The sequence below is a fragment of the Pseudoalteromonas umbrosa genome (assembly GCF_030125375.1).
Classification (GTDB): domain Bacteria; phylum Pseudomonadota; class Gammaproteobacteria; order Enterobacterales; family Alteromonadaceae; genus Pseudoalteromonas; species Pseudoalteromonas umbrosa.
Window position 1 is genome coordinate 136,814 of record NZ_JASJUU010000008.1, and the last position, 17,831, is coordinate 154,644.

The 17,831-nt window shown below is 41.6% G+C and carries 13 protein-coding genes; 7 read left to right on the forward strand and 6 right to left on the reverse strand.

The window, feature by feature from the left end; genetic code table 11:
* Together QNM16_RS21890 and QNM16_RS21895 are read left to right on the forward strand one after the other, a co-directional pair.
* Positions 1-1,038, forward strand: coding sequence for a sensor histidine kinase (locus QNM16_RS21890; RefSeq protein WP_284022410.1), 1,038 nt, complete (start codon positions 1-3; stop codon positions 1,036-1,038).
* Positions 1,039-1,044: 6 nt separating this feature from the next.
* Positions 1,045-1,785: a LytR/AlgR family response regulator transcription factor gene (locus QNM16_RS21895; RefSeq protein WP_284022411.1), complete on the forward strand. Its 741-nt coding sequence runs from the start codon at positions 1,045-1,047 to the stop codon at positions 1,783-1,785.
* Between the two features lie 22 nt (positions 1,786-1,807).
* Here QNM16_RS21895 and QNM16_RS21900 read toward each other — a convergent pair whose 3' ends face one another.
* The 5 genes from QNM16_RS21900 to QNM16_RS21920 form a co-directional block, all read right to left on the reverse strand.
* Positions 1,808-2,272: a hypothetical protein gene (locus QNM16_RS21900; protein ID WP_284022412.1), complete on the reverse strand. Its 465-nt coding sequence runs from the start codon at positions 2,270-2,272 to the stop codon at positions 1,808-1,810.
* Positions 2,273-2,416: 144 nt separating this feature from the next.
* Positions 2,417-2,938, reverse strand: coding sequence for a hypothetical protein (locus QNM16_RS21905; RefSeq protein ID WP_284022413.1), 522 nt, complete (start codon positions 2,936-2,938; stop codon positions 2,417-2,419).
* Positions 2,935-4,404 (reverse strand): YHYH protein, encoded by a 1,470-nt coding sequence (locus QNM16_RS21910; RefSeq protein WP_284022414.1) that lies wholly within the window; start codon positions 4,402-4,404, stop codon positions 2,935-2,937. The genes QNM16_RS21905 and QNM16_RS21910 overlap by 4 nt, the downstream gene beginning before the upstream one ends.
* 228 nt (positions 4,405-4,632) lie before the next feature.
* Entirely contained in the window at positions 4,633-6,318 is a 1,686-nt protein-coding gene (locus QNM16_RS21915) for a nucleoside recognition domain-containing protein (RefSeq protein ID WP_284022415.1), read from the reverse strand.
* A complete protein-coding gene (locus QNM16_RS21920; RefSeq protein ID WP_284022416.1) occupies positions 6,318-7,439 on the reverse strand; it encodes an NAD(P)/FAD-dependent oxidoreductase in 1,122 nt (373 codons plus the stop codon). Before QNM16_RS21920 ends, QNM16_RS21915 begins: the two co-directional genes overlap by 1 nt.
* Before the next feature lie 205 nt (positions 7,440-7,644).
* Here QNM16_RS21920 and QNM16_RS21925 point away from each other — a divergent pair, with 205 nt between their 5' ends.
* Together QNM16_RS21925 and zigA are read left to right on the forward strand one after the other, a co-directional pair.
* Positions 7,645-8,055 (forward strand): TraR/DksA family transcriptional regulator, encoded by a 411-nt coding sequence (locus tag QNM16_RS21925; protein WP_284022417.1) that lies wholly within the window; start codon positions 7,645-7,647, stop codon positions 8,053-8,055.
* Between the two features lie 46 nt (positions 8,056-8,101).
* On the forward strand, positions 8,102-9,310 hold the full coding sequence (gene zigA, locus QNM16_RS21930) for a zinc metallochaperone GTPase ZigA (RefSeq protein WP_284022418.1): 1,209 nt from the start codon (positions 8,102-8,104) through the stop codon (positions 9,308-9,310).
* Positions 9,311-9,365: 55 nt separating this feature from the next.
* Here the strand turns inward: zigA and QNM16_RS21935 are convergent, their stop codons facing one another.
* The gene (locus QNM16_RS21935) at positions 9,366-9,758 is read right to left on the reverse strand and encodes a tellurite resistance TerB family protein (RefSeq protein WP_284022419.1); all 393 of its coding nucleotides are present in this window, start codon (positions 9,756-9,758) and stop codon (positions 9,366-9,368) included.
* A gap of 257 nt (positions 9,759-10,015) precedes the next feature.
* Between QNM16_RS21935 and QNM16_RS21940 the strand changes: the two genes are divergently transcribed.
* The 3 genes from QNM16_RS21940 (at position 10,016) to QNM16_RS21950 (ending at position 17,827) form a co-directional block, all read left to right on the forward strand.
* Complete coding sequence (locus QNM16_RS21940) at positions 10,016-12,568, forward strand: serine protease (protein WP_284022420.1); 2,553 nt, start codon at positions 10,016-10,018, stop codon at positions 12,566-12,568.
* Positions 12,569-13,116: 548 nt separating this feature from the next.
* The gene (locus tag QNM16_RS21945; RefSeq protein WP_284022421.1) at positions 13,117-15,414 is read left to right on the forward strand and encodes a serine protease; all 2,298 of its coding nucleotides are present in this window, start codon (positions 13,117-13,119) and stop codon (positions 15,412-15,414) included.
* Positions 15,415-15,760: 346 nt separating this feature from the next.
* A complete protein-coding gene (locus QNM16_RS21950; RefSeq protein WP_284022422.1) occupies positions 15,761-17,827 on the forward strand; it encodes an LruC domain-containing protein in 2,067 nt (688 codons plus the stop codon).
* Positions 17,828-17,831 lie beyond the last annotated feature (4 nt).

The window sequence follows — 17,831 nt, forward strand, 5'->3', positions numbered from 1 at the left end:
GTGGATAAATTAGATATGCCACCGAGCCAAATTGGGCTTTATAGTAAAAGAAAAACGCAAGCTTGGATATTTTTACTCATTTGGCCTTGGTTCAATATCTTGCTGCTGTCATGTGTACTACTTGCCCTTGATGCCTTCACACTGCAGTTATTTGCACAGGCAACATTCAAGGTTTGGAGCGGGTTTTGCGCAGGTTATCTTTTATTTAATATCTTAGAGCCTGTTTTAGCGCGGCTTTTTACTGTAAATCTGCGCCATAATGTTTGGCTATTTAGACCATTTGTAATCATTGTATTCTATGCGCTGATTGGCCCTATTGTGAACTTGCCCATCAACAGCGCTGCCCCTCAAGTGACTTTTTTACCTATTGTCATTATGTTACTTGAAACCTTGGTTTACATTGCGGTGATGCTCATGTTTAAACAGCAAACTTATCACTTTCAGTCTCAGCTACAAACACAAAAAGCAGAACTACAGATACTGAAAATGCAATCTAACCCGCATTTTTTGTTTAATACTCTGAACCTCATCGCCAGCGAAGTAACACACCACCCACAAAAAGCCAAAGCGCTAATTTACGATTTGAGTGACCTATTGCGAGAAGCCATGCAGCAGGCCAAACAGCAATTTATTCCCCTTGAACAAGAGCTAAAACTGGCTGAGTTGTATCTAGTTTTGCAGCAAAAACGCTTTGCCGATAGGCTTACCTTTGATATTGATTGCCACAGCGAGTTAGAACAACAGCCTGTCCCCTCTTTACTTTTGTTGCCGATTGTCGAAAACGCGGTAAAATATGGCATTGCGCCCTACGCTAAGGCGGGCCACATCAGTATCATTATTGAAAAAAAGCACTCAAACCTACATATTGAAGTGCAAGATACCGGCGATCAATTTGATGACAGCCAAGTTGTACAAGCTGAAGGGCTGCGCATCGCAACAGAAACCCTCAAATTACACTATCAAAGCCAAGCCACATTTGCGTTAAAATCCAGTCATGAAGGCACCAGTGCGTTTATTCAAATACCAGCATTACATTGAGCAACTATGAATACAAAAACTGTGATCATTATCGACGACGAGCCCGCTGCAAGACAAAATTTAAAGGATGTGATCGAGGGTTTTGATGACCTCACAATTATTGGCGAAGCATCAGATGGTAAATCCGCCATAGAGCAAATCATTATAAAACGCCCTGATCTCGTCTTTCTTGATATTGAAATGCCTGAACTAAATGGCTTTGATGTTGCCAAAGCGACCCAAGATATAAACTATCAGCTGATTTTTATGACTGCTTATGAGCATTATGCCCTCAAAGCCTTTGATACCAAGGCCATTGACTATTTGGTCAAACCTGCAAGGCCAGAGCTCATCGTAAAAAGTATCAATAAAATTACAACTCAACATACGCACTATCACGCTCATAAATCCACTGAACGCCTTATCCTCAGCGATCATGCTGCGCAAAAAGTCATTGAATTTGACCATATCAATTATATTGAAAGCATTGGCCGCTATCGTCGAGTACATTTAACTCAATCGGGTACACACATGCACAACACAGCGACCATCATCTCAGAAAAAACCCTAGATGGGTTTGAGGCACAACTACCAGACTCGCAATTTTATCGACTGCACCGAAGCTATATCATCAATGCCAAACGGCTCATAGAACTTAGATATCAAGCACGCAAACATTTCGTACGACTTGCAGGCACGGATACAGACATTCCGGTTTCACGCAGTTTTGTCAGCATATTAAAAGCCCGTATCGCACACCATGACTGACAAGTTAAATTAATAACGAGGTTTATCGGCTTTGCCCAATCATTGACACCAATATCTGACTACCTGGTAACCAACTATGCATGATGGATAGTATCTGTCCTTTTGTTGTTTTCACTTTATACACACCGGACATCGAGTACTGTTCAAATTCCAGTTCCTGCGGAGCATACTGGGTAACCACTCCTTTGTTATAAACATTGATTTTATTGTTTTTGATAACAAAATGTGCATTGTAGTACTTTAAGCATTTTATGTTCATAAACACTGTGAACACGAGATATGAGTAAAAAAGTGCTTTAAGTGCTTCGGTAAAAGTGAGCTTAAGATCACTCAAGATCCCCATATACAAAGAGGTTGCAAGTAACATAGAGATAATACACATTGCACTCAAATGCAAAACTTTAAACCAACCCGGTGTATCTATTTTAATTTCATCATTTAGCATCTCGTACAGCTCATCCATATTATTATTTTGAATGACTACCATCCAATTACCGTAATAAACAACCATACAATTGCAAAATAAACAATAAAAAACTTTATTACTATAAGAGCTTTAATTTTAAATATAATATTTCTAAAAAATACATATAAATATAAAACAAGCAAATAACACACAATCTTGTACTACTTATAATTTAAATTCTGCTTTTTCCCCTGCGCCAATCAGCTGCTGCTTTGGTTGCACTAAACTGGTGTAAACACGACCCAGCGACTTTGGCAGTACCAAAGAGACTGCACTTAACTGCTGATGGGGCGATACGCAGCCAAGTCTAAAATAAGCGCGGCTGTGATGCCCTTTGTGAAGCTGGTTAAGCTTTGCGGGGAATTCATTTAGCTGACAGCTTAGTAACGCACCATTAGCCTGTATTTTAGTATGAGTACGCACGAGCTCCTGAAGCTTTTTACGTTTTACTTGCTCTGTTTGCCCATCTTGCAATACCAGCTCAGTATCTCCGAGCAACCAAGCTTCATTATTGTGTAATAAACTCAACCAATAACTAAAATCCGTATTGACCAGCACATCTATTTGACCGCTTCGCACTGTTATCGTGGCGGTGGTTTCTTTCAGTGCATGTGCGTGGGTTATGGCACTTGTGCACAGCATCACAGTATAAATAGTAAAAGATAAAAAGTGTTTAAACAGGCTCATCGGCAGTATGTCCCAGTTTGAATAGCTCCATTATTAGAAATAGCTTTCATTTCAAATTCATAGCAATTCGCTTTGTCTTTACTGGATGAGTAAGTGACATAATAGTTCTCACCTTGATAGTCATAACGCATCGTTCGCTTTCCATCCGCATCCACAGTATGTGTCAAGTTTTGCACATCCCCCGCAGGCGGTCTTAGATCTGAGCGATCCGCGCCACCACTCAATGGCGCTACGCGTGGTAAATCACGAGTGTCCACTTCACCCACTAAGCACTGAAGCACATAAGGTGGCGCAGTCGATAAATGATATCGATAGCCAAACGTGTCATCAGCAATGCCATTACACAGCTCTAAATCGCCTTGCGAGATAGCACTGCCATCTGGGTTGTTAAAACCATAGAGCGGATAACCATCATACCCCCAGCCAATTATGGTATCGTCGTTGAGCGTTTCCATCGCATCCATCATGCAAGTCGGTGCAGCATGATAGTGATAATCATCTCCTCTGCCCGCATGACCACCGCAATTATCTAATTGGCCAAGCGCAACCGTATCGACACTTGGGTCGTGGTTAAACAAATCGAGTTCGCCCGCAGCTGAATAGTCATAAATGGGCACCCCATTTATTGCCACACCAAGCGCTGCATCTATCGTTGTGGGGTTGGCCGCAGGTTGCGGCTCCAGTTTGATTGGCGCTGCATATCCAAGCGCAGGGACAGGGATCTGTTCATTTGTCGCCTTTATACCGTTCATCAAGTCATGACTTGGGTAAGTATCCGAGGTGATATAGGCATAACTATCATCACAGGTTACAACAACATCATTTTCAGGAGACATCGCCACTGATTGGCGAATAAGTTCACAACGTGTTAGTTCTGTTTGCACATCACCGCTGAGCGTGTATTTGAAATCTAGCGTGGTACTGAGTTCACCGTCGCTGTAGCTTATTTTCTGAGTATATTCACCTGCAGCTTGCTCAGAGGTATCAATAGATTGCGGTGTAAAAATAAGGCTATCACCATTGCTATCATTGCAAGATAAATAACTACTAACAATCAAGCTTGACTGGGATAGAGACACGTTAGGCTGACTGCTTTGCAAACAGCTCGGTGCTTGGTTTGTGATTTGATATGGCAACTCCACTTGCGTTTGCCCACCTTGGCCATCGGAGATAGTAATGGTTTGAGCATACGCTCCAGATCCAAGCCCATCACTTTGAATTGTACTTGGCTCATAACTCAGAGCATCACCATCCGCATCACTGCATTGCAATAAGCCACTTACTGCAACTGCACCGTTGCCTCGTGGGATATCAATCGAATTGGCGATGCATTGTGGTGCAGCATTCTCGCTAGAGTTGGTCGGTAATGATGCATTATCCGCACTTTCACCACCACCGCCGCCGCAACCACTCAGTGATAAAAATAACAGGGTTATACTACTTAATTGAAATACCGACATTGTCATTTTGTGCCCTTTTTTATAATAAAACCCCAAAACATGTGGAATTTTTTATTTAGACTATACAAAATAAACCAATAACACTATTGCGAATTCAACAAGTAATCAAAAAGCACATAACCCTAATCTGATCATCAAGCAAAAAGCATTCAAAAGCCCTGCATAATGTATGTATTTTTTATCACTTCTCATCTCATCCGAACAGTGAAAAAATACGATAACCTGCGTGACTAATTAGCTTAAAACCCAACCTATCCCCCAAGATAGTGACATGGTAAACATCACCGCCCACGAGACTTGTCTTAGTACCATTTTAGATGCAAAGCGCCACTGCATTTCCCGAATAATGGTGAGCAGCGATACGATACAAGGCAACATCACCCCCGCCAAATACACGGCACATAACAATTGAACGTCTGTGATTTCAGCGATTTTTAGCCCTTGCGTACTACTATCAATCAACCCAATCGCCAAACCATCTTTACGAATGGCCCCTAAGATCACCGCAATAGCTGCGCTTTCAGGTAAATTCACCACACTCATCAATGGTGCTATCACGCCAATTAAAGCATCGAAAAAGCCAAGCCACGCTAAAAAACCAGCCGCTAAGCAGATCCCCACAAAAAGCGGAAATGCCGTCATGAAAAATGACTTGAGTACATCGGTCATTTCATTGAATGCAAAACGCCAATTAGGCGGTTGTAAAAAGCCTCGATTCAATAAGTTATGAGAGGCAGCCGCTTTTCGCTGCGCCGCAGAGGTTGTCACAATCAAATAAATACAGGTTGTAACAGCCAAAATGATCAAATATGGCAAGGTTAAATAGGGCTTACCCGCAGCGGAGAACACCGCAACAGTGGCTGGCAATTGATATGAGCAAGCAGAGCCAAACGATATCGCCGATACACAGCTGCCACGAGTGCAGCAAGAACAATTACGAGTTTGAATTATCGCAGGTACATTGCAGCCAAATCCCATGATCACACGCACCAAGTCACGACCACTTAACCCGAGTTTGTGCATAACTGGGTCTAAACGATAAGACAGTCTATCTATGAGCCCTGTGGTTTTATACAAAGAGATGATAATCGAAAAAATAACCACCGTTGGCAATGCGTACAAAACTAAAAACGGCAACATAGACACCAAGCCATAATCACCCACCAGCATATGATTAAAGGGCTCAGGCAAATGAGAGAGCTTTGATTTAATTAAGTCGACTGGCTGCTCAATCGTTGGATACAGCCAATCGGCAAATGTATTTGCATTGGTTACGGCCAGCCAAGCGGGCAGCACCAATAATAAAAAGGATAAAAGCGGGGCAAGTCCTGTTTTCTCGAAAAACAATAACTTGGGTTTTACCGACCAATTGGCTGACAACTTCGGCGCACTTTTTGGAAAACGAGATGGACGCGCTAACGCCTGCTCTATTTCTGTTAGTTGCGCATCTGAAATATGTCGATTATCAATCGTTACCCATGCCAAATTAGTACCTTCTCGAAGTCTCGCCAGCTCCTCCTGAACGCCAGCTCTGTCTTTTACTAAATCCCAATAAGTTAAAATTACAATACCTGTTTGGCCTTTCGCCAAATGCCATAGGTCTGATAAATCACTTTGCAAATCAGACGCCTTTAACGTCAAAATAATGTGCTCACTGGTTTTTAATCGGCTCAAGACTTGAGAGGTCACGACGCTGTCCATACTGGTTTGTATACCAGGCGTGTCCGTGATTGTTTGGCCATTCCAAGTGTACTCTTTACAAAATAACGAACTGCCTTGAAAGTTACTTTTACCCGACTTTTTACCTACCAAGTTTTCCGTGAATGCGGTTTTCCCCACGCTCTCTTTGCCAATCAATAACCAATTATTTTTTTGCTTTTGCTCTGGGTAAAAAGTCTGTACATCGATAAACTGCGTCATTAGCAGAAGCACTCCTGCTGCTTGCAACAGTCCATATCCTCAAGCACCATACCCGCTTGGCGATAGTGCTTCATCACCGACATATCGAGCTCTAACTCTGAACCAATGACTCTACATGGCGCGGCAAAACGGCCTCTGAACTTATAGATAAAACAAAGCAGAGTTGGGTCGTGATAGAGTCTGGGCCCTGCTAAGAATAAATTTCTACGCTTAGTTGACTCATCAAATGCGCTGACCCACGGATAACCATTGTCTTGGTAGACAAAAAGATCGGATACAGGACCAAGGTCCATCTCAAACCCCGTGCAATTAATCGGTGGAAATAGCGTACGCACCTCGTTGCCATCAGTAGATTGCACAACGTACTCATTGCCTTCTTTGTACACTGAACTGACTTCAAACTCGCCATCAAAATCAATATCTTTATTGTCTGCAATCGATTTCATACGCTCCATAGTATACGGAGATAATACTTGGCTGGGGTCATAGGTATCGGCGTCATTTGGCTTGCAATCGAGTAAAGTGACTTTGTTTGCAGAATTAGCCAAATTAAACGTGGCGTCTACTCCGCTCTCATAGCCGCCAATGACCACATAATGGCCCTGCTCTAATGCTTGCCAATCACGGATATGGGTATTGTGCTGACACAGCTCTGCGCCACTAAAAGCATTCATACTGGGCGATTGGAATTCGCCCCCTGCCCAGATTAAAAATTTGCATTGGATCTCAGAGTCGCTCGTTTGCAAATAAAACCCGTCATTTGGCCCTATCGATGATACTTCTAATAGCTCAGTTTGTGTCGTGACTGGGATTTTGTAATGGTTAACCACCATATTTAAATACTTTGCATACTCTTTGCCGCTCAAATGTTCTTTACCCGCATTAAAAGCAGGTGAAGTATCTGGGGTGATGGCGTTTAAGTCTGTTTGGTGATAGCCATTACAAGGAAAGGAAGGAGTAATAAAGCGCATGCTGTCTGGCCATCTTAAAAAGCTCTCCCCCACTTCGCCTCGCTCAAGCACAATGAGTTCTTCATCTTCAATGCCCATTTGCTTTAATAAAGCTGCACACCCGAGTCCCGCAGGGCCTGCGCCAACGATTACGACTTCCGTTTTGATCATGTGAGGTTCACCTATCTCGTTAAAACTTAAATTTGATACGATATAACACAGCAATATACACAAATACAAATGAGAATTCATTGCATTAATTGATTAATCTTGCTGGTCGTACCCTTAAACATAAAAGCCTGTAGCAATTCCAATGGTGAAATCACAAAAATATGTTATAACATAACAAATAAGCAAAAATAGTGGTATATCAATTATGACCTCCGCGATTGAAGAAAAGATTATTAATGCTCCGGAATCAGACTATATGAATGACGAGCAGTTAGCATTTTTTAAAGACCTGCTCATCGAGTTACACGACACAACCAGAGCACGAATAAAAGAAGCTAAAGAGGAAATGCTCAACCAACCAGATTTGCCAGATTTTAACGACCGAGCCTCTTGGGAAGAGCAATGTGAACTCCTAATGCGCATTGTAGATAGAGAGCAAAAATTACTGCCCAAAATTCAACTTTCCCTTGAGCGCATTCGTTTAGGCACCTATGGATATTGCCTTGAAACCGGCGAGCCCATTGGGGTTCAACGACTGATGGCAAGACCGACCGCAGAATACTGCATTGACGTCAAAGCATGCCAAGAAATGAAGGAACATTTAATCCGATCTTAATCGACAAATTCAACCAACTATGCAAGTAACAATAAGGTAGCAAGTTATGTTACAAACACCGTCAAAATTACCTGTTACAGTACTTTCCGGCTTTCTTGGTGCAGGGAAAACCACCCTATTAAACCACATACTCAATAACCGAGATGGGCTGAAAATAGCGGTTATTGTTAATGATATGAGCGAAATTAATATCGACGCCGCCACCGTTAAAAATGAAATCGGCGTTAATCGCGCAGAAGAAAAGCTTGTCGAAATGAGTAATGGCTGTATCTGCTGCACGCTACGAGAAGACTTACTCGAAGAAATCACCCAGCTCGCCAAAGAAGGTAAGTACGACTACCTCGTTATTGAATCCACAGGCATATCAGAGCCACTCCCAGTGGCTGAAACATTCACCTTTACCGATGAAGATGGTCAAAGCTTATCTAACGTTGCCACTTTAGATACCATGGTGACTGTTGTCGATGCCCTTAACTTTTTAAAAGACTACGACCAAGCCCGTTACTTACAAGAAGTGGGAGAAAGCTTAGGTGACGACGACCACCGCAATGTCGCTGACTTGTTAGTTGACCAAATCGAGTTTGCTGATGTAATTGTGATCAGTAAAACCGACCTTGTCACTGAAACAGAGCTACGCCGTCTACAGAGCATCTTAAGTACGCTTAATACCGAAGCCATACAAATCCCAGTATTAAACGGCCAAGTACCGCTCAAACAGATCCTTGCAACAGGTAAATTCAGTTTTGAGAAAGCCCAGCTAGCTCCAGGTTGGTTGAAAGAGCTCCGCGGTGAACATGTGCCGGAAACAGAGGAGTTTGGTATCAGCAGTTTTGTATATGCTGCACGCAAGCCTTTTCACCCGCAACGATTTTATGACTTTTTACACAGTAAAGACAAAAAAGGTAAGCTCATACGCTCTAAAGGTTTCTTTTGGCTTGCATCACGCCCTCAATTTGCAGGTAGCTGGAATCAAGCAGGCGGTATGGCACAATATGGCGTGGCGGGCCTTTTTTGGAAAGCAGTCCCACAAGAGCAGTGGCCAACCGATCCAGAGTACATTGATGCGATACAAGATATGTGGGAAGAACCCTATGGAGACATGCGTCAAGAACTCGTATTTATCGGCCAAAAGCTCGATAAACAAGCGATTATCGATGCACTGAATGGCTGCTTGTTAAGTGAGGAAGAAATGGCACTTGGTATGCAGCTTTGGAGCACGCTACCTGATCCGTTCCCTGAGTGGGAAACAAAATAAATTAAACCGAGGCAGTTGCACTTAAAACCCTGCCTCGCTTCAAATTAATTACGGTTCATAGCTCCGCTTCCAACACTGCAAGTGCGCGTTTTTCCGCTTCGTCGACGACACCATCAGCCTCGATAACTTTAATGACAAGCTCTTTGACAAATTTACGCATAGGCTCATCAACAATATGATGCATCCTGTGCTGAATGAACGACTCAACATCATTTTGCTTCACAGCTAAAATAGATTTGCTCAAACTGTCTTCAAAATAATCTTCAAGTGCGATAGTAGAGTTCCACTGCAACTGATTTGCCCATTCATAAACAACACGCTTTTCGCTATCGTCTATTTTTCCATCAACTCCAATAAACAATAAAGCGAGGTCTAATAATGATTCTTTCTGCAATTGATCGATGCAGATCCCAGTATCAAAATGACTCAATAGTTGCTCAAATTTCATTATTTCTCCTTACAAAATTGAATAATCCAATATATTGAAATGACAAGGATGCGTTTGTGACTATGCAAACATAACTTACCTACATACGTTGTTCAAAACAATTTAGCACACATTAATTAACTATCCCTTTAAATGGTACAAATAAAAATATACAATGCTCGAGTGACATAAAATAAAGCAAAATTCAACAATCAACACAATAGAACAACAAATACAGCGTCAATTTAGTAAGCTGGATGTAAATTATAGGAATTAATATGCTCGGAAAGATTCAAGGAATTCTTCTCTTTACCACAATAACAACACCTCTAGTGAGTTATGCAATAGACAAACAACAACCAAAGCCGGAAGCTTATCAAAAAAGTCTATCTATGCTAGCCACAGAGTCTGCCCCTCGTATTGTAGGGGGAGAAGAGGTAACACCATTTTCATATCCATTTATGGGTAGCTTACACTTACATGACAGCCACCATTGCGGACTTTCTTTTATAGGTGATAATAAAGTACTCACTGCATCACACTGTGTTGAAAACCTCTCTCCATCTGCGCTTACTGTTAAATTCGAAGGTCATGATTTAACAAACCCTACTCAGTGGCAAACCTATCAAGTGACTCAAATTTTGATGCACGAAAACTATAACTTCGGATATCAATATAATAATGACATTGCAGTTTTAGAGCTTGATCGTAACGTCGAAAATATAGAACCAATTAAGCTTGCAGACCAAGAGCTTAGAGATAGCCTTACAGTAGGTGAATCTCTTAAGGTAATGGGTTGGGGTCGATTAAGCTCTGGGGGAGAATCACCTACAAAACTAAGGGAAGTAGATGTCCCTTATGTTCCTAACGAGACATGTAACGATGTAAATCACTATAATGGTTCTATCACAGACACCATGATATGCGCGGGATTTGAAGAGGGTGGTAAAGATTCATGCCAAGGGGATAGCGGTGGCCCACTGATTATTCAAAAAAATGATGAATGGGTACAAGTAGGTGTTGTTAGTTGGGGCTACGGTTGCGCTGCGCCGAACAACCCTGGGGTTTATGCTGATGTTGCGTCTCTCCGACTTTGGACATATGCGAATGCTTTCGATTTAGGTTTCAATAAACAAATACGAAATGCTTATATTACAGACCAACCTTCGGCAAGAATCACCGGACCGTTTAAGAATAATTTAGATGAATCAATAACAATCTCGAAATTCGAACTTGCCGAAACATCACCTCTTAATAGTGTGACTGAACTAACAGAGCAAAACTGTAGCGCCTCTACTCTTTCACCTGAACAAGAGTGTACTTTTACAGTGCAGACCAATGATGACTATCAATATGGCCAATACACTCTTAGCATTGACGTTGAGCACCCTTTCTATTCACAGTACCCAGCTAACCTCTCTTTCCGTAAAACAACTGAGTTTTCTGAAAATATCAGTGAATATTTAGCAACTTCAGACAGTATTACTTGGAGCACTGGTGGTGACCAAAAGTGGTATACTGGTGAACTCGCCTCAGGACAAAAAGCCCTATTTAGCGGTGATATTCTTGACCAAACTGAAGATAATACCCTAGAGCAATCAGAGCAGAAGTCATATTTGCTGATACAGATTGATGAACCACACATTGGTGCAATAAGCTTTGATTACTCATTATCAAGTGAACAAAGCTATGACTTTATCTATGTCACTCACAATGGTGAGAAGTTAGTTTCTGATAGCGGTGAAAAAAATGAGCCTATCAATGTCGAGATAACACTCGAGAAAGGACTTAATCAAATCCTAATCGAATATCATAAAGATGCTAGCGTATCACATGGTACTGATAACGTTTCGATTCATAATTTCAGCACGACATTTGCAAATGAAACACCAACCGCAGTCATCACCCAGTCGGAGATAGAAGTACGAAGCGAACTTGAGTTTTTCATGGATGCAAGTCAATCTTTAGATGTAGACGGCGACACAATCACCTATCAGTGGACTGATACAAGTAACCCTGAGACAGTGTTAGGCAGCGAAGCAAATATTACACTCACGGCTGAAAAAGTATCCATAGACACGACAAAAACTTACCAAGTTACTGTCACTGACGAGTTCGAAGCAACTGATACCGCGCTTATTACTGTAAACATCAAAGCAAACCAAGCGCCCGTTATTGAACTTAAAGAAAAAGTTATCGACGTTAGAAGTGAACTTGAATTTGTACTGGATGCCAGCGCCTCAATTGATCCTGAAAATGACGCACTAACATATACGTGGACAAAACTTGCAGCTGAAGACGAAGCCATCAGTGACCAAGCTGCTGTTACAACGAGAGCTGACAAAGTTATCGAAGACACTACTGTTATTTATCAACTTACCGTAACTGACAGTTTCGGAGCTGCTGTAACAGATCTAGTAAAAGTAAATATCGCCAAAAATAATGCACCTGAGTTCACTCTAGAAAGCGGAACCCAAAGTGTCTCTGTAGGCGAAGAAGTACTAGTTACTGCAACAGCTAATGATCCGGATGGCGACGAATTCACTTACACTTGGTCTCAGACTTCAGGCACAGAAATCACATTACCTGACAATAGTAATGAATTGAAATTTACAGCACCAGCTGTTGCTCAGGATGAAACATTCACCTTTACACTGACTGTCACAGACTCATTTGGTCTATCCCACTCACAAGAAGTGAGTATTGATGTGAAAGCTCCAGTAACCGAAACTGTGAAACCTCAGGAAAAAGATGATAGTGGCTCATTAGGTTCTTTCAGTTTATTGTTAATTGCATTTGCAGCTGTGTTTAGACGATTCGCAGCCAAATAAGTAATAACTTAAAATGCCTCCTGTAATGGAGGCATTTTTCAAAACGGCCTTCGGATCACCTTAAAACATTTATGCATTACTATTTAATGAATCAGATAATGATCTTAACTTTAAAACTAGCTTGCTGCCACTTTAGACTCTCAGATAGAACCTCTTAAATTTAAATTCCCCATCACTGAGCTTCCTGAATTAATAACTGCTTCATCAGCCTAAGCTTTACTCCTCGATTCAATTAAATAAACGCTGCTCAGACTTGCACTTGCCTCAGGATAAAGTAAAAACACACTGTAGCGTGTCCTTTCATCTTTTATTGAGTATTTTTATATATTAAACAGTCTAATAAACACTTCGTCTCCAATTAATAAATAGCCTACACGTTTATAAAACAGGTTTTAATTATTGGTTTTTTTTTAATTATTAAATATTACTAGAACGATATATAAAAATTTTGGCAATACTTTTACCCATAAAGGCAATATTATATTAGTATAACTATTCAACATCCCCAGTTTTTATTTTTAAATTTATAGCTAACAATAGGATTTAACATGAGCGTTAAGATGAAAGGATTGCTTCTTATCGTGACTGCTATCGCTCCAGTCATTGGTAATGCAACAGAATATAGTACTTTAGAACGAATCATACATACGCCAAGCTTACAACAGCATGTAACGCCGTATATAGTTGGTGGCGGTGAAACAAAGCCCTTTAACTATCCATTCGTTGGCAGTCTACAAAAAGAAGGTCGTCATCAATGTGGTGTTTCTTTTATCGGAGAAAATAGAGTACTTACCGCTGCGCACTGTGTTGTGTCAGGCTCATTTAGCGACTTTAGAGTCAAATTTGAAGGACATGACCTCACCGATGAATCCCAATGGCAAACCTATAGAGTCCATGAAGTCATTTGGCATGATGAATATAATTGGGAATATAGAGAAAATAACGACATTGCGATTTTGGAGCTTGATCGACCTGTTGAAAATATCACTCCTATAACCCTTGCAGATAAGGGGATTAGAGATAGCCTTGTTGCAGGCGAAACATTAAAAGTAATGGGATGGGGGCGACTCAGTCACGGCGGAGATGCTCCCCAAAAAATGCATGAAGTCGATTTACAATACGTTCCTAATGAAGTATGTAATGATAATAACCATTATGATGGTGATATCACAGAGTCAATGATGTGTGCAGGAGTACCAGCCGGTGATAAAAGCCCTTGCAATGGAGACAGTGGTGGACCTTTAGTTGTGAAAAAGGAAGGTGAATGGGTCCAAGTCGGCATCGTCAGTTGGGGTTATGCCTGCGGAGCGCCAAATAAACCTGGTGTTTTTGCAGATGTGGCTGCGCTTTCGATGTGGCACCTTGGAAAAACTTTAGAATTTGGGTTTGATACGAAAATACTGAACTCATTCAAAGAAAAACAGCCATCTTCTACTTTCTCAGGCACATTTAGAAACACCTTAAGCTACCCTATTAGCATTTCCAACTTTGCGATTGCAAACTATCCTGATTACCCAAATTTAAATTTATCAAATGCTGAGCTTATTGAGCAAACCTGTGCTAATTCAACTTTAGAGTCTGAACAAGAGTGCCAGTTTACCGTGCTAACTAAGGATCAATATGCCTATGGCAGCTATCTTATGGAAGTTGATATAGACTCACCATCAGAAGGATACTTTTCTGAGTTTTTAACATACTACAAAACATCAGAACCCGACTCTAACTTTAATCAACACTTATCCGCACCAACAAGTATTGATTGGTCAACCGGAGGGGATGCAAACTGGTATACAGAGACTACAGAATCCGGAGAACGGATATTGGTAAGTGGTGATATTACAGATCAAACCGATGACGCAAATTTGGATGGGTTTGAGCAAAAGTCATATGTGATGGCTGTTATTAATGACCCTCATATTGCTTCAGTTAGCTTTGATTATCTTATCTCCAGTGAGTTTTATTCAGACCACATTACTGTCTTTCATAACAACAAAGAAATTCTCAAAGACAGTGGCTTAGATAATGACCTCAAACGTGTAAGTATTGAGCTCACAGATAACGAAAATCAAATTGTGATGATATACAAAAAAGACGCCTCATATTCTGCTGGAAACGATAATGTCAAAATTCATAATTTCAATACCACCTTTACCAATAAAGCCCCTGTCGCTGAAATAATACAAGATAAAATCGATATTCGAAGTGAGCTAGATTACACGTTAGATGCTAGTAATTCATCTGACCCTGAAGACGACAAGCTCACTTTTACATGGATTGACTTAAACACACCTGACGATATTCTTAGCCAAGAGAAAACAATCACACTGACAGCCGACAAAGTCGCAGAAGACACAACAAAAGTCTACCAAGTGACCGTAACCGATGAATATGAGGCTTCAAGCGCCGCTTTAGTAACGGTCAACATCGCAAAAAACAATGCGCCTATTGTTGCTTTATCAAGTAACACGCTCGATGTAAGTCAGGGCGACAAAGTACTCATCACCTCAGAATTCACTGACCCCGATGATGACAATTTAACCTACCAATGGTCGCAAACTTCAGGCACAGAAATCACACTGCCACAAAATACGCAAAACTTGGAGTTTAGTGCACCCAACGTGCTTCAGAATGAAACGCTCACTTTTTTGCTCACCGTAACCGATGACTTTGGTCTTGCGAGCTCAGAGCACATCGATATCAAAGTTAGTGCACCTGAAGTAACAGAAAGCAAACCCACGCCAACGGATAATGACAATAGTAGCGGAGGCTCACTCGGCTTTTTAAACTTATACATATTAGCTTTATTGCTGATGCAAAGGCGTAAACAAGCAAAAACAGTACACTAAACCATTCCCACTAAATAGCCTTCATAATACCACTGAAGGCTATTTTAAGTTCAAGAATTGGAACAAACAGCACACACTAATTTAACTCGCTTCCAAAAACAAAAAGTTTACTAATGAGCAGTTTACTCTCACCTAATCACATTTCTATCTCACAGAACTCGCCACCTTCTCAAGTAGCTAACGCCGTACTAATTCATTTTTAAAATGAGAGTATCGATTTAAAAATGCTTTGCATTATGCGATAACAGAAAAACACAATTTTAAAACTTCATATTATTCAACACTTTACCTTTGGCATCAGGATTGCAAACAGTTAAACCAGCAAAATTGCATCTTGGAGAAAGTCATGAAATACAAACTATTGAGCTTGTGCCTACTGTCTGCTGGCGTGAATGCAGCACCTTTCGATACTTGCCCTTCTAAAGCATTTTTAGTGCAAGGAAACACAGCCGCCATTTACGGCGTTAACTTAGTATCCGGTGCGTATACAGAATTTGCACCAAACGTTGGCACCAATAACAAGCTCAACGGGTTTGGTTTTAACCTCCATGACCGTTATCTTTATGGCTGGGATTACAGCCGCAAAGATATTGGCCGCGTCGGTAACGACTACACATTAGAGCCTCTAACCACTGTTGGCTTTCCAGACACCAACTTTTACGTCGGCGATGTAGCGATCCACGAAAACGCTTATTATGTCTATAGAAAAGGCAGTTCTTACGGCTTGTATCGCGTATCCCTTGACGAATCAAGCAATGATTATTTACAAGCAACACGAGTCATTAATGGTGGTGACCTTAATTTAAACATTTTCGATATGGCGTTTGCACCTAACGGCGAAGCTGGTATGGCATACAGTGTTGATAGCAACGGTAATTTGCACCGCATCAACGCAATAACAGGCTCCAGCACTGTCCTAGGCAACGTAGGCCAATCAGGCACCTTTGGCGCAGTATATTTTGATGTCGATAACAACTTCTACATCAGCCGAAATCAAGATGGCCATATCTATCAAGTAAATATTGAAGACCCTGCTGATACACAGCTTTTCGCATATGGCCCAAGCTCTGGATCCAATGACGGCGCACGCTGTGCAACAGCTCCAATTATTGATGAAAGTGAAGACCCAACCATGGACTATGGCGATGCGCCAGAGAGCTACGGTACCTCTTTAGCTGAAAATGGTGCTCGTCATGTTGCAGGAGACCTTTACTTCGGCGATGGTGTCAGTGCAGAGCACTTGCCAAAAGCGCAAGATGATGACGATGGCGTTAGCTTCGTCACAAGCATAGAAACCGGATATGACGCACTCATTTCATTTACATTGTCTACCAACGGCTATGTCAACGCATGGGTAGACTGGAATCAAGACGGTGAATTTCAATCTTCTGAGCGCATTATTAACGAGTTATCAGGCGTAGCAGGCGAAAACCGCGTGTTAATCCCCGTGCCTGTAGATGCTTTAGAAGGTAATACATGGGCTCGCTTCAGAGTGTCTAACAACCAAGATATCGCGCCAACAGGGGGCGTAGACAATGGCGAAGTTGAAGATATCGCAGTTTCCGTAGTAGCAAGCAGTTTAATTGAGTCATCAACGGCTTGGCAAACAGCGGCATTTGAAGACTTATGGCCGCAAAAAGGCGATTATGATTTCAACGATGTAGTCGTGAGATACAGAGCAACAACCGGCCAAATTGGTAATCAAATCGTGCAATATAAAGTAGAAGGCGCTTTAGTTGCCGTCGGTGCAGGCTATCACAATGCATTTGCGCTGCGCTTTAAAGACATAGCACGCAACCATGTTAATGAGTCACAAATTAAGTTGACTATCGATGGTGTTGAGGCGCAAAACAGTCCGCTTGAAGCAAATAGAAACGAAGCCATTGCCGTTATTTTTGCAAATACTAGAGAGATGGTACCAACACAGGAAGGCTGCAAATTCTTCCGAACAGAAGAAGGCTGTAGTGATATTCAACGCGCGCCAATTCCATTCGAACTGACGCTACCGTTATCAACAACCTACAGTGCGAGCGTAGCAACTTTGGACAAGCTCGACCCATTCATTTTCGCAGTCAATGGTCATTATCACGGCCCATATGTAGATAGCAATAATGGTCGCGGGTGGGAAGTGCATTTGAAAAACCAGACACCAACAGAGGCCTTTGACAGCAGCTATCTAGACCAAGGTGACGATACGTCATCGACAAATGGATACTTCCAAACGGGTACTGGTTTACCGTGGGCACTGATAATCGATACCGATTGGCAACACCCAAAAGAAAGAGTTGATATGTCCATTGCATACCCACAATTTGCAGAGTTCGCATCATCAGCAGGCCAAAACAACGTGACTTGGTTCGAAAACCCTGTCGCAAACTACCAATACACTATCAGCAGCGCATCACAGAACTAGGAGC

Coding starts and splice junctions, on each gene's coding strand:
- QNM16_RS21895 (WP_284022411.1), top strand. CDS start 1,045: ATGAATACAAAAACTGTGATCATTATCGACGACGAGCCCGCTGCAAGA.
- QNM16_RS21900 (WP_284022412.1), bottom strand. CDS start 2,272: ATGGTAGTCATTCAAAATAATAATATGGATGAGCTGTACGAGATGCTA.
- QNM16_RS21905 (WP_284022413.1), bottom strand. CDS start 2,938: ATGAGCCTGTTTAAACACTTTTTATCTTTTACTATTTATACTGTGATG.
- QNM16_RS21910 (WP_284022414.1), bottom strand. CDS start 4,404: ATGACAATGTCGGTATTTCAATTAAGTAGTATAACCCTGTTATTTTTA.
- QNM16_RS21915 (WP_284022415.1), bottom strand. CDS start 6,318: ATGACGCAGTTTATCGATGTACAGACTTTTTACCCAGAGCAAAAGCAA.
- QNM16_RS21920 (WP_284022416.1), bottom strand. CDS start 7,439: ATGATCAAAACGGAAGTCGTAATCGTTGGCGCAGGCCCTGCGGGACTC.
- QNM16_RS21925 (WP_284022417.1), top strand. CDS start 7,645: ATGACCTCCGCGATTGAAGAAAAGATTATTAATGCTCCGGAATCAGAC.
- zigA (WP_284022418.1), top strand. CDS start 8,102: ATGTTACAAACACCGTCAAAATTACCTGTTACAGTACTTTCCGGCTTT.
- QNM16_RS21935 (WP_284022419.1), bottom strand. CDS start 9,758: ATGAAATTTGAGCAACTATTGAGTCATTTTGATACTGGGATCTGCATC.
- QNM16_RS21940 (WP_284022420.1), top strand. CDS start 10,016: ATGCTCGGAAAGATTCAAGGAATTCTTCTCTTTACCACAATAACAACA.
- QNM16_RS21945 (WP_284022421.1), top strand. CDS start 13,117: ATGAGCGTTAAGATGAAAGGATTGCTTCTTATCGTGACTGCTATCGCT.
- QNM16_RS21950 (WP_284022422.1), top strand. CDS start 15,761: ATGAAATACAAACTATTGAGCTTGTGCCTACTGTCTGCTGGCGTGAAT.